Genomic DNA, 21,726 nt, shown 5'->3' with positions numbered 1-21,726 from the left:
GGAAGATACGGGGGATCTCATGACTGAGTTCACCAAAAAATATACAAATAAAGCCATTGTAATTATTGCTGATTACATCCAGCGAGCCAGCAAAAATGAGCAATTGCAGGAAGCAAAAACACGCCTCGATAAAAAAATAATCCTATTCGTTGATGATGAAAACTGTGACCAGTCAAGGCTAATGAGCGCGTTTGTACCGGCAATGACTAGCCATACCCGGGAAAGATTTTTTGAAGAAATTGCAGTGACGCTTGAGGGGGTGAGACCATGACGTACCAGTTGCATGTGGGGCGTTGTGAGGTGGTGCTTAAGTCAATACCTGACAATTCAGTCGATTCGATTGTTACTGATCCACCTTATGGGCTCTCATTCCAAAATCATAAATGGGATTACGACGTTCCATCCGTTGAGCAGTGGCAGGAATGTTTGCGGGTTTTGAAGCCCGGCGGTCATCTTCTGGCGTTTGGTGGGTCTCGAACCTATCACCGCCTGGTTGTAAATGCCGAGGATGCTGGTTTCGAAATTCGTGACCAAATTCTTTGGATTTACGGTAGTGGTTTCCCGAAGTCACATAATCTAGATGGCCAATGGAACGGCTGGGGGACTGCACTTAAACCAGCACATGAACCAATCTTAATGGCTCGCAAGCCATTTAAATCGACGGTCGCAGAAAACATGGTAGCGCTTGGTACCGGCGCACTTAATATCAACGCCTGCCGCATTCCAACCGGAGAGCAATTATCTGGCGGTGCTGGTTGTTTGCTTTCTCATCAACGCGACGGAACAGAGCCAGCCGCAGACTATGAACAATCTGTGGGAGGCCGTTGGCCAGCGAACATTATCCATGATGGAAGTGATGATGTGATCGCCTGTTTCCCTGCTAATGCCGGTGCTGCTGCGCCGGTAACAGGTAATGAACCCTCTGCGGCCTCTACGGGGCAAGTTCTTGGCATGCGCCAGCGTGTCGCTACCGTTCACCACGGCGACAAAGGGAGTGCCGCCAGATTTTTTTACTGTGCCAAAGTAAAACCGAGCGAACGTGATGAGGGGCTTGAGCGTTTTATAGCGATATCTGCCAGTGATATGACAGGAGGGCGTAAAGAGGGAAGCACAGGTATTAATGATCCGCGCGCTGGAGCTGGTCGTACGAAGGGCGCGAAAAATAATCACCCGACAGTTAAACCAATAGCGCTGATGAAATATCTCTGCAAGCTCATCACTCAGCCTGGCGGAACTGTGCTGGATCCGTGGATGGGTAGCGGAAGCACCGGACGCGCGGCGATTGAAGAGGGGTTCAATTTTGTAGGCATCGACCTTGATCCTGACTATGTAACCATTGCATCTGCGAGGCTGGCTTTCTCGTTAAAAAAATATGCAAAAGAAAAAGCGGAGGCACTATGAACGCTGAGCTACAGGACGCTTTATTGGGTTACGCATATCGCCGAATTGTTGAGTTGGAAAACTTACTTCTTCCTAATATTTCTGAAACAGTTTGGCCAGCGGAAGTGAAAATGGTTTTTTCTCAGATTAAGGGTGCCGAGGGATTGCCAGCACATCACCAGCGTCGCCTGCAACATCACATCAACCGTATGTGGTTGGAGAAAATGCCGGTTCCGGCCATCATCACCGCAGCATGTTCGCTGGCTACCGCTATGGAGAAATACGCGTGAGAGAAATCATCGTTGATAATTTTGCTGGCGGCGGTGGCGCGTCGACAGGTATTGAAATGGCAATCGGTCGCAGCGTTGACATTGCTATTAACCACGACGAGAACGCTGTAGCGATGCACACGACGAACCATCCTGATACGTTGCACTATTGCGAGTCTGTGTATGAGGTTCGCCCAAAGGTTGCTACCGCAGGTCGTCCGGTGGCGCTGGCGTGGTTTTCTCCAGATTGCCGCCACTTTTCTAAAGCCAAAGGCGCTAAACCTGTCGAGAAAGCGATCCGCGGACTGGCTTGGGTAGTGTTGCGCTGGGGGCTGGATGTTGAGCCGCGGGTAATGAAACTGGAGAACGTCGAAGAGTTTAAAACTTGGGGACCGCTACTGGCTGGAGAAATGCGACCAGACCCAGCCCGCGCAGGCGAAACTTTTGAAGCGTTTATTGGCATGCTGACAACTGGCATCCCGGCGAACCATCCGGCGCTGGAGGAATGCTGCGAGTTTTTGAATATTTCGCTTGATAGCGAAGACGCCGCGCGGCTGGTAAAAGGCCTGGGCTATGTCGTTGAGTATCGCGAACTGCGCGCCTGCGACTATGGCGCACCAACAATCAGAAAACGTTTCTTTATGGTCATGCGCCGCGATGGTAAGCCGATTGTGTGGCCGGAACCGACGCACGGAGATCCTAAATCTCCGGCGGTTCAATCGGGCAGGCTGGCACCGTGGCGTACGGCTGCGGAGTGTATCGACTGGACAATTCCTGCTCCGTCAATTTTCGCTCGCAAAAAGCCGCTGGCAGAAAATACCCTGAAGCGCATCGCGCGTGGCATTCAGCGATTTGTTATCGACAGTGCGGCGCCGTTCATCGTGAAGTGCAATCACACCAGCACCAAAACGAGTTACGACTGTTTCCGTGGTCAGGCACTGAGTGAGCCATTGCAGACCATTACCAAAACCCACGGCTACGCGTTAGCCGTTCCACATCTCACAAAGTTCCGCACCGGCGCAACCGGTCAGCCCATTATCGAACCGGTACCGACGGTAACCGCTGGCACATCAAAACGCCCGGGCGGGAATGGGCATGCTCTTGGTTTGGTAGAAGCCGCGCTGACCCCGTTCCTGGCTGGCAACGGCGGCAGTGAATACCAGGCTAAACCGCGCCCGCTGGATAAACCTGCTCATACCATTCTGAAGCAATCCCGCGCCTGTCTTGTTGCGCCGGTAATCGCCCGCCAGTTTGGGGCCAGCGTCGGCCACAGGGTAGACGAACCGAGCGCAACCATCACAGCTGGTGGTGGCGGTAAATCTCAACTGGTGACGCCTACGCTGATTCAGATGGGATATGGCGAACGTCCAGGGCAAGAACCGCGTGTGCTGCGACTGGATAACCCGCTGGGCACCGTTACTGCAGGCGGGAATAAATTCGCGACGGTGAGCGCATTTTTGGCGAAACACTACGGTGGCAACTACTCGGGACCTGGCGTCGGTTTAGATGAGCCTGTTCATTCAGTTACCACGGTCGATCACCACGCAGTTGTCGCTGCGCATTTGATGGTCAATAACACTGGTCATCCGGGCGGTACGCTGGACAATCCGGCTCATACCTTAACGACGGGAAATCATCATGCTGCAATAACCTCTCACCTGGTGAAATTGCGCGGCACATGCCGGGACGGACAACCAACCAGTGAACCAATGCCAACGGTGACGGCGGGCGGGCTGCACATAGGGGAGGTGAAAACCACTCTTGCGGTCAATGAATACGACGAACATCGCGCGCAGCAGACGCTTGAGTTTCTGCGGGAATACTGCGGCGAGGATTGCGACGGTCTGGTGACCGTTGAAGGCATAACTTACCGCATCGTTGATATTGGCATGCGTATGCTGCAACCGCATGAACTTTACCGCGCGCAGGGCTTCCCTGAGTGGTACATCATCGACCAGGACTATCGGGGTAAGAAGTACGCGAAGGACAAGCAGGTAGCACGTTGTGGCAACGCTGTGCCGCCACCGTTTGCAGAGGCACTGGTGAGGGCTAATTTGCCTGAATTATGTGTAAGCAGGGAGGCCGCGTAATGGGAAAATCAGCAGCAGAGCGTAAAGCAGCACAGCGTGCCAGACAGTCTGCCGCTGGTGAGCGGAAACTTGAACTGGTGCTGGATGCGCAGGAACTGGAAATGCTTGTCCGAAACTGCGCAGATCGTCGACCGGGCCGCGCACCCTATGAAATGGGTGAATACATCGCGCTTCTCATTCGCCAGGATGATGCGCGTGTAAAGTGGCATATCAAATCAATCAGCGCTAACCGCTGCGGTAAATGCGGGGATGCGCTGCCAGTTAAATCATGCCCGTGTGCAGGTGATTCTCAGTGCTGGGTTACACGCGGATGGCATGCGGTAAAACTGACAATGTGACATGTCACGACATCCTAAAACCTTAGAGACGAACCGCCAGATAATGGCGGTTTTTCGTTATTAAACAGGTGGGTACAAAATAACCATGCTTGATGTTTTAACGTTTTGTGCCCTTAAAAGTTTGCACTTACTGCCACTTGGGAGTATATATACTGTATGTTTATACAGTGTGCTTGTGAGGGAGGGAACGTGTTCAAAAAGACGGAGGTAGGGGAACATCTCCCCGATAACGGTCGCGTTCTCATAACCTGCAAGAATGGTAAGGTGACAGCACTCAGGAACATCTACGATGATGAGCACGTAGCATCGCTTAAGTCTTTGTTAGAACTGGCAGAACAAGCAGGTTGTGTCGTTGTTCAAAGAGGTAAAACTAAGATATAATTATGGTACCGGACTGAGCACCCGGCATCTGTATTTCTGAGCAATTGCTGCGCTAAAGGGGAAACCAATGGCGCAGTATTCATTTGTAAAATCAGCAGGCGGAGTATTAATTCCGGCGACGCCTGACGCACGGGAATTTATCGAGAAAAAATTCCGTCTTGGTGCTGTTTTATATGCTGACTTTAAACAGGCACGTAATGCGGCATTTCACCGTAAATTTTTTGCACTCCTGAATCTTGGTTTTGATTACTGGCAACCGTCGGGCGGTGCAATATCCCCGGCAGATAAAAAACTGGTTCGTGGGTATGTGCAGCTGGTGGCCCATTATGCTGGTCATGAAGAAACACTCCAGGAGTTGGCCGATCAGTACCTGCGTGAGGAGGCAGAAAAACGCGCCGGCAATATCAGCGCTGTAAAATCCTTTGAAGCATTCCGAGCTTGGGTAACTATTGAGGCGGGTTTTTATACTCAATACGAAATGCCTGACGGTACTACCCGCAACGAACCCAAATCCATATCGTTTGCCAAAATGGACGATCTCGAGTTTTCCCAACTCTATAAATCCGTACTTGATGTGCTATGGAATTATATTTTGTTCCGCACATTTCCCACCCAGCAGGCCGCAGAAAACGCAGCCTCTCAATTATTCAGTTATGCAGCATGAAGAAAATCGATCTCACCAAACAAGCGCGCGGGCGCATATGTACCGTGCGCATTCCTGGTATCTGCAATTTTGATCCAGAAACCAGCGTCCTTGCCCATTATCGTATGAGTGACACCTGCGGGATGGGAATCAAACCACATGACATGCAGGCAGCAATTGCCTGCAACTGTTGCCATGACGTAATCGATGGTCGTGTGAAAACCGATATTGATCAGGACACCCTAAGGCTATATCACGCCGAAGGTGTTTTCCGTACCCAACAAATCTGGAGAGAGGAGGCGTTTATATGATTAACCCATCAACGACAGGAAAGGGTGGTGAAATGCTGCGATTAAACACCCTCGAGTCAGTCTGGATTCAGGGTAAACTTCGTATGTGGGGCCGATGGTCATATATTGGATCTGGTTCAGGTGGTCACATGTTTAATAACCTTCTCGCGTCAAAAAAAATCAGTAAAACTGCTATTCAGCAGGTGTTGAAGCATCTCAAATCATCGGGTCTGGATCACGGTGAACTGATGTCATATTTTCTGGATATGCTTTCCGGAAAAGAAAAAAGCAACCTTGCATTCTGTACCGATGAAGAAGGCCTGTTAATGGATGCTGTGATCGGTGAAATATTGGTTCGTACAGGTCATCAGCGCCTTTTTAAACTGGTAGTTGATCGGTACAAGGATCGTATGAGTAAGAAGGCCATGGCAAGAGAACTGAATACTCGTCACCCGGAATGGTGCCTACGTACCTGCGAAAGTCGAATTGATGTTTGGTTGCAGATGGCAGAAGCCATGCTGTACTTACCAATGTGTGATGTATTCGATAAAAAAGCTGATCGATTCCGGTTGCAAAGTTGCGCGGGGATTGCTTGAATTCAGCTATGCTCGCGAAGCTACACCCGCAGCGACAAATCAAAAAGACCCGCTCACATAAGGCGGGTTTTTTATTGATTTAAATCTTCGACTCAAGCTTTGGTTGTGTTATGTGTTTACTTCCTTGCCTTAAATGGAGTGATGCAATGAGTAATACAGTGTGTAGCAACCAGAGCTGTAAGAAGGAGTTCATCTACTGGGAACATAGTGGAGGATTTCCCGGTGGAAAAGAGAAAGAACCTATTGTCTGTCCTTACTGTGGTCATATAAACGGTTATGAAATGACAAGTGGTTTGATTTCAAGCAAGAAACTAGAAGATCGGTAGCTATCAATTATTCGCATGGGCCTCGGCATACGCCGGGGCTTTTTCATTTAAGGCCGCTGACAGGTCCGTTTAGCGCAACGCCTTTCCCCGTTTCCGCTCCTGGATGTTCGGGGATTTTTTATTCCCTCAATTAGCACCCGCAATATGCGCGAGGTGAGAGATCATGAAAATGCCTCATAACCCCAATACCTGGCCGGACTGGCTGGAATTATTCCAGAGCTGGTGGCGCGGAGATACGCCGCTGGGCGCTGTTCTCATGTCGATATTCATGGCTGGTTTACGCATCGCTTACTTTGGTGGTGGTGGCGGCTGGAAGAAAAAAACACTCGAAATTCTTCTTTGTGGTGCTCTGACTTTGACCTTCTCATCAGCGTTGGAATATTTCGGTTGGCCTAAATCTCTGTCTGTGGCCATCGGTGGCGGCGTCGGGCTGATTGGTGTTGATGCCATCCGAGGATTTGCAATGCGGTTAATTGGCAATCGACTTGGTGTCGGTGGCGACAATAACAAGGTGTGATTATGAATAAGGATCAGCTCCAAAAGGCTGCAAATCTCAGCGGCGACCTTACCTCGCGATGGTTTCAACCATTAAATGCAGCAATGAAAGAGTTTGGTATTGAATCTGCAGACGATCAGGCGATGTTCATTGCTCAGGTCGGGCATGAGTCCGGCGGTTTTACCCGCATTGTCGAGAACCTAAATTATTCTGCTGATGGTTTGAAAGCGACATTCGGGAAATATTTTCCTGGTGATACAGCGCAGCTCTACGGGCGCACTGCTGATCACCCTGCGAACCAGAAAGCTATCGCTAATATTGTTTACGCCCACCGAATGGGAAACATTGAAGAGAACGACGGTTGGAATTATCGCGGGCGTGGCCTGATTCAGATTACCGGTCATGACAATTATCGGGATTGCGGCGCAGGACTGGGGGCCGATTTGATACTGTCCCCACAGTTACTGGAGCAGGACGAATATGCAGCTCGTTCGGCGGCGTGGTTCTTTGCCTCGAAAGGTTGTCTAAAACGTAGCGGTGATATTAAGGCTGTTACGAAAATAATTAACGGTGGCACTAATGGTCTTGATGACCGTAAAGCCCGCTATGAAAAAGCGAAATCGGTGTTGGTATGAGCACACTTTTCGCTGTAATCAAAAAACTCTGGAAGCCATTAGCAGAAATACTGCTGGTGGCTTTTTTGTTATGTGCGGCAGCGTACTGGTGTTATTCACGTGGTTACCAAGAAGCGGATTCATCCTGGAAATTGCAGTGGGCCCAGCGTGACCTTACTGATGCGACCACTACGTTGCAGCGTGAAGTAACCGAAAGAGCTGAAGAGCAGCGCCGCCAGCGCGCCGTAAATGAAGAACGAGAGAAAGCCGATGAAGAACTGGCAAAAGTACAGGCTGATGCTGACGCTGCTAAGCGTGCTAGTGGTGGGTTGCAACAGCAGCTCGCCGAAATACAACGGCAACTCGCAACAAGTGAAACCGGCAGAATTTCCGCAATTGCAGCAGCAAGCCAGGCAAAAGCTGAGACCGGAATATTGCTCGCCCAGTTGCTCGGCGAAGCTGACGATCTGGCGGGAAAATTCGCAAAAGAGGCTGATGAGCGTTATGTCGCAGGAAGTACCTGCGAACGCACCTACGACAAAGTGATACAGCATTAGTTATACCGTCTGAAGTCTCTGGGTTTGGGAGGCAATGAAGGGTGTGAAATTAAAAAATTCGTATCCTGATCAATCTATTAGCTCCTTATCTCTGATATTTTCACCATGCGTACGCAACAAATGGAGAAAATTTAGTGAAAAGTATTGCTGATTTTTTGGAGAATGGTGGTACCGGACCAGCGACAGGAAAGATGTTCAGTCTTTATGGCATGCAAATCGGTAATTTCGTCGGAATGGAAAATGGTACGATGAACTTAACGTTTATTCATCCTGTGAATGGACGCATGGATGTACCTATGCATACTGAAATGCCGATCCCTATCAATATTAAAGGGCAAGAACTTAAAGGGCCCATTATGAACCCGGTATTGAAGGATATTATCCTTGTCGATTAAGTAATGGAGTCAAACCAAACCCGCTTCGGCGGGTTTTTTGTTATCTGGAGAAAATTATGTGGAAACCAACAGTTGACCGAGTGGTCACCGCATATGCCAATGGTAAATTGCAGTGGTCGAGAATTGAGACGAACGGAAAGGATGTTCGGTTAGTGAGTGAATGATTTTGCATTACAGCAGGCATTCCCTGAGTGTCTGCGATAATGCACAATACCAGTCTTGGAAAAGGAGATGGTATGGATAAGCAACTCTGGTTTTTTTCGTGGAATGCTTATGACGCAAAAACGTGGGAACATTTACCTGAGTATTCGTATGGTGAGACTTATGTCAGTGATGCTTCAGTTTCTGCGCAAGAGATTTTTGATGGCCTGATGGAACAAAAATCAAAGTTGCGGGATAACCTCCGGATACACTGCATCGCGTTTAACAAGCTCTAGCAACCAGATATGGTTATATTCGCCACAAAGGCCACTTTCGGGTGGCTTTTTTAATAGCTGTAATTTTAGGGAATCATCATGGCAAAACCGGACTGGGGAGCACTGCAACACCAGTTCCTCGCCGAGCATGCTAAATCCGGTATTTCCCCCAAAGACTGGTGTGAAGCGCAGGGACTGAATTACACATCTGCCCGCCGCTACATAAAAAAACCTACTGCGCAAAATGCGCAACAATCTGCGCAGAAAAAAATGCGCACTGCGCAGGCAAGGAAAAGCGCAGAGAAACTTCTTGATAGTGAACTGACTCCCCAACAGAAACGCTTCGTTGCTGAATATCTCATAGACCAGAACGCGACAGCCGCAGCCGAGCGAGCTGGTTACAGTGACGCAAGCTATGGTAGGCAACTCCTAACATTACCTCACGTTGCGCAGGCAATTGCGCAGCAGCAAAGAGATTCACTTGTGCGCACTTTGGCGAGTGCAGATGAAGTGCTCGAAAAGATGTGGCAGCTCGCTACGTTCGACGCTAACGAAATCTCGCAATATCGCCGGGGATGTTGCCGTTACTGCTGGGGCTTTGGTCATCACTACCAATGGCGTGATGTTATCGAGTTCGAAGAGAGGGAAGCAGAGGCAAAAGCCAAAAAAGGGAAAGAGCCGGACGATGCTGGCGGATATGGCTACAACCACAACCGCGAGCCTAATCCTGATTGCCCTCGCTGCAATGGTGATGGAGTTGGCAGGCCGTATTTTGCTGACACAACCAAATTATCCTCAATAGCCCGCCTGGCATACTCCGGTACCAAGCTGGTGAAAGGGGGAATTGAGATATCGACCATCAGCCGCGAAAAAATGTTTGAAGCGATAATGCGGCGTCTTGGCCTGACTGAATCCGAACTGGCGCAACGGCTGCTGGATCTGGAAATCCGAAAACGCACCGCCGAAGCCGAACGTCTGGAACAGGAAGTTGAGCTTAAGCGTAAAGGCAAGGGCAAAGACGACGAGCCGACAGTGGTCATTAAACTGGTGAATTCCCCTGATGGCGACTGAACATGTTATTGAGTTCCTGCCGTTCCATGCAGGGCAAAAGAAAATCTATCGTTCCCCTGCAAAACGAAAAGTTATCCGTGCCGGGCGTCGTTACGGTAAGACAACGATGCTGGAGCAGGCTGGAGGGAACTGGGCAGCGCGGCAAATGCGCGTAGGCTGGTTTGCGCCGTCTTATAAAATTCTGCTGCCGTCGTTTAAAGCTATACGCGACCTGTTAAAGCCGATCACTATTAGTTCCAGTAAGACCGATGCGATTATCGAAACCATTGGTGGGGGGCAGGTCGAGTTCTGGACGCTGGATAACCCTGACGCTGGTCGATCCCGTAAATATCACAAAGTCATTATTGATGAGGGAAGCCTCGTTAAGAAGGGCATGCGTGATATCTGGGAACAGGCAATAGAGCCAACTCTGCTCGACTTTGATGGTGATGCAGTAATGGCCGGTACGCCAAAAGGCGTTGATGACGAGAATTTTTTCTATCAGGCCTGTAACGATAAATCGATGGGCTGGGAGGAACATCACGCACCGACAGCTGCCAACCCGACTATTAATCCGGCTGCGCTGGCGCGAATTATTGATGGTCGTCCGCCGCTGGTGGTTCAGCAGGAATATAACGCTGAATTTGTGGACTGGCGCGGGCAGAACTTTTTCAAACTCGACTGGATTTTGGAAGATGGCGCGCCTGTCGACTACCCGTTTTCCTGCGATACAGTTTATGGCGTCGTTGACTGTGCGCAGAAGGGGAAACTCCAGAACGATGGCTCCTCCTGCATCTGGTTTGCGCTGGATAACCTGCCATCGCCACACCTCATTATTCTGGACTGGGACATTATCCAGATTGACGGATATTTCCTGAAAGACATTGTTCCTCAGTGGGAAGGAAAGGCCAAACAGCTTAGCGAAATATGCCGCGCGCGTATGGGGACTACAGGCCTGTTTATCGAGGACAAGGCAACCGGCATCACCCTGTTACAGCAGGGCGCTAATGAGGGCTGGAACGTACACCCTATCGACAGTGATTTAACGTCACTTCCCAAAGAATCCCGCGCCATCAACATTTCTGGTTATGTGGCATCCGGGAAAGTACGCATTTCTAAATACGCCTTTGACAAAATCGTTGAGTACAAGCAATCGAAGAAAAATCATCTTCTGACGCAGGTGCTCAAGTTCATCATCGGTGAAGAAGACCAGGACGACGATCTGTTTGACTGCTTTAACTACGGCGTCGCGCTTGGCCTTGGTAACGGAGAGGGGTTCTGATGCAGGACGACGACGATATTTGCATGGGCAGTAATGCTGGCGTCCTCAGTAAGATTCTGGAGGGCGGGAGCATTGAACCCGGCGCGCAGGCAGGGTACGAGCTCTGCAAGCTGATTTATTTGTTTCACCCGCTGGGCGGAAAGATGGTCGATCGCCCGATAAAACTGGCGATGTCAGAACCGCGCACGGTCCATGTTACGCGTGGACCTGAAAGGCGACTGCGTGAAGCTTTCGAGCGCGAGTGGAAAGCGATTAAAGCCGATCGCATCATTGCCAACACTGCGCGCCAGTCCCGCATTTACGGTGTAGGTGCGGTGGTGATGCTCATTGACGGCGAGCCAACGAACGAAGCTGCTGAGTTTGATACGCTATATAAAAAATCCATCACCTTCAACGTGCTGGATCCGATGAATACAGCTGGCTCTGTGGTACTCAATCAGGATCCTAATTCTGCTGATTTCCAGAAGGTGGGAAGTGTGACCGCCGCCGGGCAACCTTACCACCATAGCCGTTGCTGCGTGATGATGAATGAGGATCCTATTTATCTGGCTTACACGCCGTCATCCTTTGGTTTTGCCGGGCGCAGCGTTTATCAGCGTGCGCTCTATCCGCTGAAGTCATTCATTCAGTCGATGCGCGCTGATGACATGGTAACGATTAAAGCCGGACTGCTGGTGGCGTTTATCAAGCAGGCTAGCTCTATCGTTAACAACATGATGCAGAAAATGTCCGGTATTAAGCGCTGGATGTTGAAGCGTGGCGGAAACGGAGATGTGTTACAGGTCGGTGAGAATGACAAAATTGAATCGCTCGATATGCAGAACCTCGAAAAGCCACTGGATACCGCACGTAATCACATTCTGGCGAATATCGCTACGGCGGCAGACATGCCCGCCATTCTGCTTAACAGCGAGACATTCACACGCGGATTTGGTGAAGGTACCGAGGATGCAAAAGCGGTAGCGCAATACATTGATGACGTTCGCAAAGATCTTGAGCCGCTTTACGATTTCTTTGTGCGCATCGTGCAATACCGTGCCTGGTCCCGTGAATTTTTCGAAGCATTGAAAAACGACATGCCAGAGTACGAAAAAATCACCTGGGAGGCAGCATTCAATTCCTGGGTGAACAATTTCGACTACGTCTGGCCGTCAGCGCTGAAAGAGCCCGAAAGCGAAAAAGTCAAAGTTGATGAAACCCGCTTTAAGGCGATTACTGAGATGCTGAACGTGCTGCTGCCTCAGCTCACCAAAGATCCACAAAACAGGGCAACGCTCATCAAATGGGGCTGTGAAAACGCCAACATGAACGAAAACCTGTTTGCTGATCGGCTTGAGCTGGATTACGAACTGCTGGAGCAATGCCCTCCGGACCCACCTCCAACAGGCAACGATAACGAGGATAACTACGATGGCCTCATTCGTGAAAGAGCTGCGTGACGCCATTAAACATTTTCTGGAATACGGTTACAGCAGCGAAGAAAGCCTGATCATGTGGACTGAGCGCCTGCGCAATGCTACGGAAAACAAAGTTGATGGAAATGACCTGTACCGATACGTCAGCCGCCGGCTAACTGCAGCCTATGACCTAGAGATTGGACGGGAAAAAGCGCTGAAACGCCATATAGGTGTGAGTCGCTTCACTCTGAATTACCTTGAGCCGAAACTTCGTGCTGAGTTGGATCGACGGATCATGGCATCCACCGATCTGATAAAACTAAACCGTACGCAGGCCATCGATAAAACAATTCAGCGTTTCAGCGGGTGGGCAACCAGTATCCCGCCGATAAGCGAAATGAGCGCTGGCCTGTCGGCTTCTTCCCGGTCCGGTGTACTTGCTACCAGCCAGCACATAGCAAAATCTGCCCGCCAGATTGATTTTGAGCAGCGTCGGGTGATGGTCGATCAGACGCATAAGCTTATCGCCAACATAGATAACATCATTGCCACTGAGTGTGGGGCAATTGCTGCTGTCTGGCACAGCCACTGGCGACAGCCAAATTATGATTTCCGTGAACCTCATAAGGAACGTGATTTGCTGGTGTACGCCATTCGTGGCAACTGGGCGATAAAAAAGGGATTTATGAAGGTGGGGCCGGCTGGCTATCTCGATGAAATCACTCAACCGGGTGAAGAGGTATTTTGCCGATGCTACCTGACGTACATCTACAACGTCCGAAGCCTCCCTGATGAAATGAAAACCGAAAAATGGCGGAAATTCATTGAAGGCAACAAGTCGGTCGGTCGTCGTTCTGCAAACTTCGAGACCACAAAAAACGGAGGATAAGTGAAAACCTACGCTGCCGGGATCCTGTTTAAGTCTGGCGGGAAAATATTTCTGGTTAAGCGTGGGGATGATGGTTCGTGGGCGGTACCGGGCGGAAAACTCGAAGAGGGGGAGACGCCAGAATCCGCTGCAAGGCGTGAAGTGCTGGAAGAGTGCGGGTTTGATTATTCCGCGCCGCTGACGCCTCATACCCTGATTGATGGCTATGTCACCTACCTTGCTGATGATATTGAGCTATTCGACGCGGTTTTGAACGATGAAAATCAGGCTTGTGGCTGGTTTTCTCCAGATGAACTGCCCGATCAGCTTCATCCAGGTATGGTGTCGATGCTTGATGCCGAACCACTCAATGAAATGGATGTTGCCGGGCTTATTGCCGACGGGCAACTCACATCCCCGCAATTTTTCAGAAATATGTACCTGTGGGCGCTGCGTATCACTGGAACGGGTGTTACATGGCGATCCAAATTCAGGCAATACGCCTACCGCTCCCCTGAAAATTACCTGACGGATGAATTTCTTGCCCGGTGTTCTGGCCTGCCGGTTATCTGGTGGCATCCAGAAAAAAACACGCTGAATAGCGAAGAATTCGCCTCAAGGACGATCGGGACGATTACGTTTGCCTGGATAAAAGGTGATGAGGTGTGGGGAATGGCCCGCATTTACGACACCGACGCCGCCGCGAATCTTTCAACGCGGCAACTCAGTACATCCCCCACGGTGACGGGCGGCGATGACGTTCTGATCGACGTCGATGGCGAACCGCTACTGCTGGAAGGAACTCCTGTTTTACTGGATCACCTGGCTATTTGTGAGCAGGGCGTCTGGGACAAGCTGGGGGAACCGACGGGAGTTAAATCCGACACACTTTTGAACGAGGTCCAGAAAATGGATGAAGAAAAAGTATTAGCACTCATTAACCAGGCGCTGGACGCTCGCGAAGCCCGCGCAAAGGCCGATGCTGAGGAAAAAGCGAAAGCAGATGCCGAAGCAGCAGAAAAGGCTAAAGCTGATGAAGATGCTGCCCGTCTCAAGGAAGAGGAAGAAAGAGCGAAAGCAGATGCTGATGCGAAAGCCAAGGCAGATGCAGAAGCCGAAGAAAAGGCGAAAGCTGACGCTGAATTGGAAAAAATCCGTGCGGACATGGAAGAAATGAAAAGCCGTGTACCTCAGGAACTCAGCGACGAAGAACGTAACGAAATCGCTGATACCCAGTGCAAAGCAGACAGTGTATTTGCTTCTTTCGGGGAGCGTGCACCGCAACCAATGGCGGGTGAACGTGCGATGCCATACCGCCGCCGCATCATGACACGCCTGCAAAAATATTCTCCTGATTATAAAGAAGTGGATTTGCATGCCATTGCAGACAGTCAACTCCTGAGCATTGCGGAGAAAAAAATCTATGCCGATGCGCAGGCATCAGCGGCATCCAGTCTGGAACCCGGCGCAGGGTTGCGTGAAGTCATTCGCACCGACGCCACCGGGCGCCGTATCAGCACCTTTATCGGTGACCCGTCTGCGACGTGGGCTCCGTTCCAGGCAGTCAGCCGTAAGCTCGCTGGCATTAACCAGTAATCAACCGGAGAACAATAAACATGTCGAGCGTTCTGTCAGTAAACCCAATGCAGACCACAAATGCGCGCGGTACTTTCTACACGAAATCCGATGGTCTCATTCAGGGGGTTGCGCTGGATGATCCAGCTGCGCGCTATGCATTGGCGTCCGGTACCCTCTCCAGCGATGAAGTAAAACCTCTCTGGGGCGGTCTGGCTGTCAATGAACTGGTGCTGGGAGCATCTTCAGCACCACGAGGCAGCGTTATTAAGCGGGCAACCACTCTTTCTCAGTTGGTGGGGTTCTCTGTATTCAACCAGGCACACAATGGCCTGACCACTCCGCAATCGCCAGTACCCCTTTTCCTCAGCAACATGAGCGTGTCTTTCTATCGTCTTGGTTCCGGGATGCGTGTTCCGGTCAAGGCGTCTGATGCCGTGATCTCTCTGGCCAGCGCGGGGATTTCTGTTAATCAGCCGCTGGTGTGGAACTTTGCTGAGGACTGCCTCGATGTATTCAGCACAGTAGCGGCAGATGTGGCGACCACGGAAATCACATGGACTGCACCTACTGCCAATGCTGCAGGGTTCGCTACCGCGACGACTTCCAGCGCTCATGGGCTGAAAGTGGGCGGTTATGTGGATATTACTGGCGCGGCTCCGGCTGCATATAACGGCATCGTTCAGGTGCTCAGTGTTCCTACGGCAACCACATTCACCTTTACCCCGGTTTCAGTGCCTACGGGCAATGCAACCACTCAGGGAACGGTAGGGGCGGCAAAAGTGCAGGACGTCGCCCTTCCGGTAAAAATCATCGAAATGCAGATGGGTAACAGCAAAACCGTTTCTTACGATTCGGCGACGGGCTTTGCTACCTGGAACGACAGCGGAAACGCTGCGGTAATTCTGCTGTAATCAGGAGAGGCTAAGAGATGCCAGCTATTACACCCGCTTATCAAATTGTAAATCCGTCGTACATCATGCCGGAAATGATCCTGTCCTATCAGCAGGCATCCGGCGCGTTTTCCGTTATGGCCAGCGGTAACCCGCTGGTTCGTCTGTCTGACGGTGACCAGTACGTTTACATGAAACGCCTGGATATTCGTACTCAGGTTACCTCCAGCCAGTCTGGTAATGCCAACCAATTACCCTCCGTTGCACTGGATGCACGAATGGTTAGTACGCCAACGTATATGTTCCGCGCCCGCGCCATTTACGATCATCATGATATGGCCGCTGCGGGGAACTGGGGGATTGCATTGCCGGAAGCCCAGCGTCTCGGTACCCGCCAGGCAATTTTCCAGCAACTGCGAAATGCGCTGCTGTACGGTATGAACCCAGCAGGTGGTGAAGGGGTTCTGAATACCAACGGTGCGACCACTATTAGTCTTCCGGCAGACAGTGGCGGAAACACTACCGTCCTGACTTACGATCATGGCGAAATGGCTGTATTCCTGCTGGCACAGATTCAGGCAATCCGCACCCGCACTATGCAAATGGGCCGTCCATCGCGAATGGTTATTCTTGGCCCTCAGCGTACGCTGGGTACGATGGAGATGCAGCAGATTGTTCAGTTGACCAGCTACCAGCGTCCGGGCGGTGGTACGGCGACAGTTAAAGGTACCGTCGCTGGAGTTGCAGACGATGCAGACTGCGGCATTGACTGGGCGTACGACGATACATTAATCGGAGCCGGAGCAAATGGCACTGATGCAGTAATTATCGCCATGCCTGAAGTTGAACGGCCGGAGGTAAACGCGAAAATCAACACTAACGAATTCGCTAAACTCAGCCCGTCGCTGGAAGCGACATCACTAATGCTGTGTGACATGCCTGCACCGCGAGAAATCCCAACTCCGATTGCGGGCGGTGCGATCGACGTACTTTCCGAACTGCGCTCCACTTCCGGCTGGGTGCTTCGTCCTGAGGCACTGACCATCATTTCGATGAAATACAGCAATTAATTTCCCCTCGCAGATTTCCCTGCGTACCTGGTGGTGCGCGGGGATTTTTATACCCAGGAGTACACATGAAACTGTATATCGCTAATACCACCAAACAGCGTCACGATTTCGCCTATCGCAAACCTGAAACTGGTCGTCTCGTGTATCACCCGATTAATGCTGGTTCCCAGGCTGTCGTTATTGATGGAACACGCGCAGAGATCGACCTCATTATTCAGCAGCACGCTGAGTACGGCCTGATTGATGCGACAAAAATTGACCAGAACCGTATTTATATCGGGCTGTGTTACAGCATTGATAAACCCGTGGCGTCAAAAGTGATCGAAAAAGCCATGCGGGATAACGATAGTCATCTGAATCGTGCAGCTCATGACCGCCGGCAGGCGTCTGTACTGGCAACAGACAGCGCGCTCAGTGAACAAGACAACGGCTATCGGGGAGAGTTGGAGGTGAGCGCAGAGCAACGCCTGAACGCTACGGATGATAAAGATGAAACCGAATTCGTTGATGAAACACTGGCGGTGAGTGCGGGATCCAAAAAGAAAAATAAGTGAGGAACGCCATGCCTGATCTGGCCGGATTTATCCTGTTTATTCGCAATACGATGGGCGTAAATGTCGATGATTTACCCGATGATGCCCCCGCTATTTACCTTACCTGGTCAATGTCGCTGGACTGGGTGAACCGCCAGATTGCGTGTATCAGCCCAGTTCTTTATTCGCAGGCGGTTTATAACCTCGCGGCTTCCTTCCTGATTAACTTCGGTCCCGAGGATGTTTTCGGCCCTGTACGTGAAAAACTGGGTATTAATAATTTCACTGCCGGTGTTATCAGTGCTTCCGCTGATGAGTCAACCAGCCAGACCCGCGTAGTCAGCGACGCGCTAAAAAATCTTTCTCTTGCTGACCTCCAACAACTCAAAGATCCATACGGTCGTTGGTACCTGGCAATCGCTCAGCAATATGGTGATTTGTGGGGGCTTACATGAAACTTCACCTGGGCGTGATGGATATACCCTACGAAAACGAGAATACGACCACCGGAGATGTGGCCGAAATTCTTGAGGGAAAATATCACATTATGCAGACGTTCTTTGATCGGCATGGTGAGGAGATTGCTCAACTGATGAGTAATGACCTTGCTGCAGGCCTTGAGAACTTGCTGGCAGGTGCGCCGCCTCCCTCCGACCCTTTTGCGGAATCAATGTCGCAGGTTCATCACCTTTTTGTCGCTTTTCTCGATAACGCCGAAATGAATGGTACCGAAGGTGTCCCGACAGCCCGGGCGCTTGAAGGAATCAGCAAACGTTTCAAAAACAAGAAAGGGGAGCCGCGCCCCTCTTTCATCGATACGGGAATGTTTCAGGCCTCTATGCGGGCCTGGGTAAGCGGGGTGTTGAATGCCTTCCCTCAGTGAGCTATCTCAGGCAAAAACGGAGCTTAATGCTTCGCTGGTTCAGGGGCTGGAGGATTTAAGCCGTTCGGCCTCAGTGACCTTTACAAAATATGTTCGTAAGGTGTTGCCGTTAGATGGGTTCGTTTTCTGGGTTAAGGCTTCGATTCTTGCAAATGACCCTGGTAGCGAACCCGACCTTAAAGACGTCAAAGGTTACCTGCATCTGACGACGGAAAGCATCCAGGATGAGGAGCAGCTCTACGATAAAAATGTGGTCACGTTCACAGCTCAGGCTGACATTGATCCGTTCAACGATATCGGTTCTGAGGTGCTGTACATAGGTGAGTTTTACGGCATCAAGTTTGCGTTTTCCCGGCGCTCCGGGCTGAACGAACCTGCCAATATTTACCATTACACCGGGAATGCGATTTATCCCCACATGCTGTCACAGATAGTTGACTCGCCTGACGATATTGATCTTGCGGATGTGGTGGTTTCTAACTCGTTACCGATCTGGCTCACCCTGAGCCAATTCATGCCGATGTATCCGGCAAAACTATCTTTGCAGAACCTTTCCCCGCCGTATGCAACAGTGAAGTGCAGCAACACCACGCCGATCGCAGGGAGCTTTTATCTCGATGAGCGGCAGAACCAGTATCAGCTGGTTTCTGAGGATGTGACGATCTCCATCACTGGACTGCGTAATGCCAATGTTGAGGATTTTTTGCGTTACGTTCACGACTACACCATGAGCGATACCGCTGAAATGGGGGTGATGAATATCCCGGTTGTTCAGGATGAACGCGTAACGCAGAACGAGCTGAATATCATCGCCATGCGTAAAACCATCAAATTCAAAGTTAACTACTACCAGCAGCGGATGAGGAACGTCGCCCGTAAGCTGATCACGTCTGCAATTCCGTCCATTTACGTGGAGAAATAATGTAATGGCAATTGTTAATATTAAGGTGTCGGTGAAGAACCCGCCAAAGCCGTCGAACCTGCTTAAATCCGGTGCGCTGGTCTCTACCGGCGGCACGACGCTGACGCCTGGCAGTTTTCAGCTGCTGACCTCGAAAGACGATCTGAAATCGCTCATTTCCCCGGCTAAAACTATCTCAGCCATTGTCTGGGCAACCAATACCGTTACTGTCACGCTGGTCGAATCGCATGGTTGGACTGATGGCGATGAGATTCCTGTCATTATTGCCGGGGTTGCACCGACAGGTTACAACGGGGCGTTTACAGCTACGGTGACCGACGATAAAACCCTGACCTATGCGCTGAGCTCAGATCCGGGTACGGCTACCACAATGGGGACCGTCACCGCCGTTGCTGCGGGTGAAATCCAGCAGATGAATACCACGTACTGGGCCCAGGGAACCAACCGGGCGGTATATGTTCTGGAACTGGGGGAATTGAGCGTTCCTGCTGCCGTTGCGGCGCTGAGCAACTTCATTGATGAAGATATTGCCTTGGGCAATACGTACCAGAAAATCTTCTCGTACCTTGTGCCGCGTGAGTGGGGTGATGAACCCACATTTAAAACCCTGACCGGGCTTTATACCTCCCCTGAATCAATGGTGTATTTTTTCGTTACCACGACGATTGCAACCTATGACGACTGGGTGGCGACCAAAAACAAATCTGTTTTTGCCGGGGTGGAATCGCCGGATATTCCTGCCAGTGAGTTTGCCTTGGCGGCTCCATTCCAGTCATCGCTTTCGAATGATCCTGGGTCTTCAAGCATGGTTCCTCCGATGGCCTGGCGATTCATGTACGGCGTTACTGATTACCCACCAGCCGGAAACGGTACTTTACTGAAAAAGCTGCAGAACGACAGTGTGAACTATATCGGGACAGCGGCAGAGGGTGGACTCAGCAATAAAATGCTGGTGGCTGGGCACATGCTGGATGGCAAGCCGTTCAACTACTGGTATTCCGTAGCCTGGTGCGCCATTAACCTTGAGCTGGACTTGGCGAACGAGGTGATCAATGGCTCGAACACTACCGTGAATCCACTTTATTACGACCAGAAAGGTATCGAACGACTTCAGCGACGCGGCCTTAAAACGCTTCGTTCTGGTATCAGTTATGGACTGATCCTCGGGCAGGTTATTGATACAAATCTGACGCAGGACGCTTTCAATGAGGAGTATGAGAAGGGGACCTATTCGGGTAGTGCCGTCATTAACGCAGTTCCGTTCGATAACTATACCAGTCTTAATCCATCAGCCTACGATGAGGGGGATTATGGGGGCCTGAGCGCCGTCATTACGCCGAAACGCGGCTTTGAATCCATCACGTTTAATCTCACCGTAACCAATTTTGTGGGGGCGTAATAAATGCCAAATCCATTAGTACCACAGGGATTTCTCAACCGGGTTCGCGGGGCGGTGACCGTCACCGATAACCCGGCACTGAATGTCAGCGCGTCCTATCTCGGAAAAGAGGGGATCAGCATGCGGCCAGATACGGCCGCAACGGATATTTTACCCACGCTCACCGGGACCGTTGGCAGCCAGGCACCATATCAACAGGTAACACTGACAATTCATCTGCTGAAAACACAAGGGCTGGGAGCCAGCTATCAAAAGCAGTTTGCTACCGATACCGCGCTGGGCGAAGTGGTGGTGACGCCGGACACGACTACGTTCGGCAACTACACCGTGCTGAACTGCTATCTGGTCAATTTTAACGAGTTGCAGCTCAACGGTATGGATGCGGGCTACGTGGTTACGCTGTCCGGGTACCTGATCACCAACGATAAAATGTGGGATTAATTGCCGTGAAAATTGATAAAAAACTGAATTTCGTCAGCACGATCACTCGCGACGATGGCTCTATGGTTTACCTGCACGTGGTTCCGCTTCCTTATGAAGTGGTTGAGCAAAACTGCGTGCTGCTGGGCAACCTGTTCAATAACTTTTTCACCCTTGTTGGCTCGGTTGGTGCGCCGCGTGTGGCTGCAATGATGCTACGAAAAATCATCAAATCACAGCAGGAGAAAGGGGACATTGCACCCGGTGCGCCGACGATCATCGATGATATTCAGCGTCTGACTACGGTTATCTGGAATGATAACGGGGTGTGGAAAACCTCCCCGCTGGAAGCTGCCTTTAAAAACGACCTCATTACTCCGGACGAATACCGGGAGATCGAGGGTGAAATCGTTTTTTTTATGGTGAGCTCTGCTATTCAGAAAGCGAACCTTGTGGCGGGCACGATGGGGCACGCACTCAAAATGTACAGTGGGCAACTCGTCTCATTGGGCGCTACGGCGTATCGCGATTCTTTGCTGAAGTCGAAAACGGATACTGCTACCCCGACCCCGGAAGCCCCGCAGGAACTATCACACATACCCTCCTGACCTGGGCGTCCTGTGAAGGGTTCGCCGAACTCTGC

27 protein-coding genes are annotated in these 21,726 nt (G+C 50.8%); all 27 read left to right on the top strand.

The window, feature by feature from the left end; translation table 11 throughout:
* Positions 1–19: 19 nt before the first annotated feature.
* The 27 genes from HV229_RS16010 to HV229_RS15880 all read left to right on the top strand — a co-directional run bounded on the left by HV229_RS16010 (position 20) and on the right by HV229_RS15880 (position 21,691).
* Positions 20–271: a hypothetical protein gene (locus HV229_RS16010; protein WP_181547720.1), complete on the top strand. Its 252-nt coding sequence runs from the start codon at positions 20–22 to the stop codon at positions 269–271.
* Positions 268–1,401 (top strand): site-specific DNA-methyltransferase, encoded by a 1,134-nt coding sequence (locus HV229_RS16005; protein ID WP_181545885.1) that lies wholly within the window; start codon positions 268–270, stop codon positions 1,399–1,401. Before HV229_RS16010 ends, HV229_RS16005 begins: the two co-directional genes overlap by 4 nt.
* Positions 1,398–1,670 carry a hypothetical protein gene (locus HV229_RS16000; protein ID WP_181545883.1) on the top strand — a complete coding sequence of 91 codons (273 nt, stop codon included), beginning with the start codon at positions 1,398–1,400 and terminating at the stop codon, positions 1,668–1,670. The genes HV229_RS16005 and HV229_RS16000 overlap by 4 nt, the downstream gene beginning before the upstream one ends.
* Positions 1,634–3,739 carry a DNA cytosine methyltransferase gene (locus HV229_RS15995; protein WP_181545881.1) on the top strand — a complete coding sequence of 702 codons (2,106 nt, stop codon included), beginning with the start codon at positions 1,634–1,636 and terminating at the stop codon, positions 3,737–3,739. The genes HV229_RS16000 and HV229_RS15995 overlap by 37 nt, the downstream gene beginning before the upstream one ends.
* Positions 3,739–4,077, top strand: a complete 339-nt coding sequence (locus tag HV229_RS15990; protein WP_181545879.1) for a hypothetical protein — start codon at positions 3,739–3,741, stop codon at positions 4,075–4,077. Before HV229_RS15995 ends, HV229_RS15990 begins: the two co-directional genes overlap by 1 nt.
* Positions 4,078–4,525: 448 nt before the next feature.
* Positions 4,526–5,122, top strand: a complete 597-nt coding sequence (locus HV229_RS15985; protein ID WP_045441382.1) for a DUF1367 family protein — start codon at positions 4,526–4,528, stop codon at positions 5,120–5,122.
* Complete coding sequence (locus HV229_RS15980) at positions 5,119–5,412, top strand: DUF1364 domain-containing protein (RefSeq protein ID WP_139754434.1); 294 nt, start codon at positions 5,119–5,121, stop codon at positions 5,410–5,412. Before HV229_RS15985 ends, HV229_RS15980 begins: the two co-directional genes overlap by 4 nt.
* The gene (locus HV229_RS15975; RefSeq protein WP_181545877.1) at positions 5,409–5,987 is read left to right on the top strand and encodes a DUF1133 family protein; all 579 of its coding nucleotides are present in this window, start codon (positions 5,409–5,411) and stop codon (positions 5,985–5,987) included. The genes HV229_RS15980 and HV229_RS15975 overlap by 4 nt, the downstream gene beginning before the upstream one ends.
* A gap of 489 nt (positions 5,988–6,476) precedes the next feature.
* Positions 6,477–6,830 carry a phage holin, lambda family gene (locus HV229_RS15970; RefSeq protein ID WP_181545875.1) on the top strand — a complete coding sequence of 118 codons (354 nt, stop codon included), beginning with the start codon at positions 6,477–6,479 and terminating at the stop codon, positions 6,828–6,830.
* 2 nt (positions 6,831–6,832) lie between these two features.
* Entirely contained in the window at positions 6,833–7,444 is a 612-nt protein-coding gene (locus HV229_RS15965; protein ID WP_173781939.1) for a glycoside hydrolase family 19 protein, read from the top strand.
* A complete protein-coding gene (locus HV229_RS15960; protein ID WP_181545873.1) occupies positions 7,441–7,980 on the top strand; it encodes a DUF2514 family protein in 540 nt (179 codons plus the stop codon). Before HV229_RS15965 ends, HV229_RS15960 begins: the two co-directional genes overlap by 4 nt.
* 134 nt (positions 7,981–8,114) lie before the next feature.
* Positions 8,115–8,375 carry a hypothetical protein gene (locus tag HV229_RS15955; RefSeq protein ID WP_181545871.1) on the top strand — a complete coding sequence of 87 codons (261 nt, stop codon included), beginning with the start codon at positions 8,115–8,117 and terminating at the stop codon, positions 8,373–8,375.
* A gap of 236 nt (positions 8,376–8,611) precedes the next feature.
* Positions 8,612–8,812 carry a hypothetical protein gene (locus HV229_RS15950; protein WP_181545869.1) on the top strand — a complete coding sequence of 67 codons (201 nt, stop codon included), beginning with the start codon at positions 8,612–8,614 and terminating at the stop codon, positions 8,810–8,812.
* 78 nt (positions 8,813–8,890) lie between these two features.
* Positions 8,891–9,862 carry a terminase small subunit gene (locus HV229_RS15945; RefSeq protein ID WP_045441391.1) on the top strand — a complete coding sequence of 324 codons (972 nt, stop codon included), beginning with the start codon at positions 8,891–8,893 and terminating at the stop codon, positions 9,860–9,862.
* On the top strand, positions 9,852–11,123 hold the full coding sequence (locus HV229_RS15940) for a hypothetical protein (protein ID WP_181545867.1): 1,272 nt from the start codon (positions 9,852–9,854) through the stop codon (positions 11,121–11,123). Before HV229_RS15945 ends, HV229_RS15940 begins: the two co-directional genes overlap by 11 nt.
* Complete coding sequence (locus HV229_RS15935; RefSeq protein ID WP_045441394.1) at positions 11,123–12,562, top strand: phage portal protein; 1,440 nt, start codon at positions 11,123–11,125, stop codon at positions 12,560–12,562. The genes HV229_RS15940 and HV229_RS15935 overlap by 1 nt, the downstream gene beginning before the upstream one ends.
* The gene (locus HV229_RS15930; RefSeq protein WP_181545866.1) at positions 12,534–13,409 is read left to right on the top strand and encodes a hypothetical protein; all 876 of its coding nucleotides are present in this window, start codon (positions 12,534–12,536) and stop codon (positions 13,407–13,409) included. Before HV229_RS15935 ends, HV229_RS15930 begins: the two co-directional genes overlap by 29 nt.
* Positions 13,410–14,984 carry an NUDIX domain-containing protein gene (locus tag HV229_RS15925; RefSeq protein WP_181545864.1) on the top strand — a complete coding sequence of 525 codons (1,575 nt, stop codon included), beginning with the start codon at positions 13,410–13,412 and terminating at the stop codon, positions 14,982–14,984. It begins immediately after the preceding gene.
* A gap of 20 nt (positions 14,985–15,004) precedes the next feature.
* Positions 15,005–15,877 carry a hypothetical protein gene (locus HV229_RS15920; RefSeq protein WP_249417761.1) on the top strand — a complete coding sequence of 291 codons (873 nt, stop codon included), beginning with the start codon at positions 15,005–15,007 and terminating at the stop codon, positions 15,875–15,877.
* A 17-nt stretch (positions 15,878–15,894) separates the two neighbouring features.
* Entirely contained in the window at positions 15,895–16,926 is a 1,032-nt protein-coding gene (locus HV229_RS15915) for a major capsid family protein (protein ID WP_181545862.1), read from the top strand.
* A gap of 65 nt (positions 16,927–16,991) precedes the next feature.
* Positions 16,992–17,480, top strand: coding sequence for a hypothetical protein (locus tag HV229_RS15910; RefSeq protein WP_048241266.1), 489 nt, complete (start codon positions 16,992–16,994; stop codon positions 17,478–17,480).
* 8 nt (positions 17,481–17,488) lie between these two features.
* Positions 17,489–17,914, top strand: a complete 426-nt coding sequence (locus HV229_RS15905) for a hypothetical protein (protein WP_181545860.1) — start codon at positions 17,489–17,491, stop codon at positions 17,912–17,914.
* Positions 17,911–18,342, top strand: coding sequence for a hypothetical protein (locus tag HV229_RS15900; protein WP_001650750.1), 432 nt, complete (start codon positions 17,911–17,913; stop codon positions 18,340–18,342). Before HV229_RS15905 ends, HV229_RS15900 begins: the two co-directional genes overlap by 4 nt.
* Positions 18,326–19,264, top strand: coding sequence for a hypothetical protein (locus tag HV229_RS15895; RefSeq protein WP_181545858.1), 939 nt, complete (start codon positions 18,326–18,328; stop codon positions 19,262–19,264). Before HV229_RS15900 ends, HV229_RS15895 begins: the two co-directional genes overlap by 17 nt.
* Before the next feature lie 4 nt (positions 19,265–19,268).
* The gene (locus HV229_RS15890; RefSeq protein WP_181545856.1) at positions 19,269–20,663 is read left to right on the top strand and encodes a hypothetical protein; all 1,395 of its coding nucleotides are present in this window, start codon (positions 19,269–19,271) and stop codon (positions 20,661–20,663) included.
* Between the two features lie 3 nt (positions 20,664–20,666).
* Positions 20,667–21,104, top strand: a complete 438-nt coding sequence (locus HV229_RS15885; protein WP_181545854.1) for a hypothetical protein — start codon at positions 20,667–20,669, stop codon at positions 21,102–21,104.
* A complete protein-coding gene (locus HV229_RS15880; RefSeq protein WP_249417801.1) occupies positions 21,104–21,691 on the top strand; it encodes a hypothetical protein in 588 nt (195 codons plus the stop codon). The genes HV229_RS15885 and HV229_RS15880 overlap by 1 nt, the downstream gene beginning before the upstream one ends.
* Positions 21,692–21,726: the final 35 nt, after the last annotated feature.

Source organism: Citrobacter sp. RHBSTW-00524 (assembly GCF_013747755.1).
GTDB lineage: Bacteria > Pseudomonadota > Gammaproteobacteria > Enterobacterales > Enterobacteriaceae > Citrobacter > Citrobacter braakii.
Note: the sequence above shows the minus strand (reverse complement) of the source record. Positions and strands in the feature narration are given on the sequence as shown.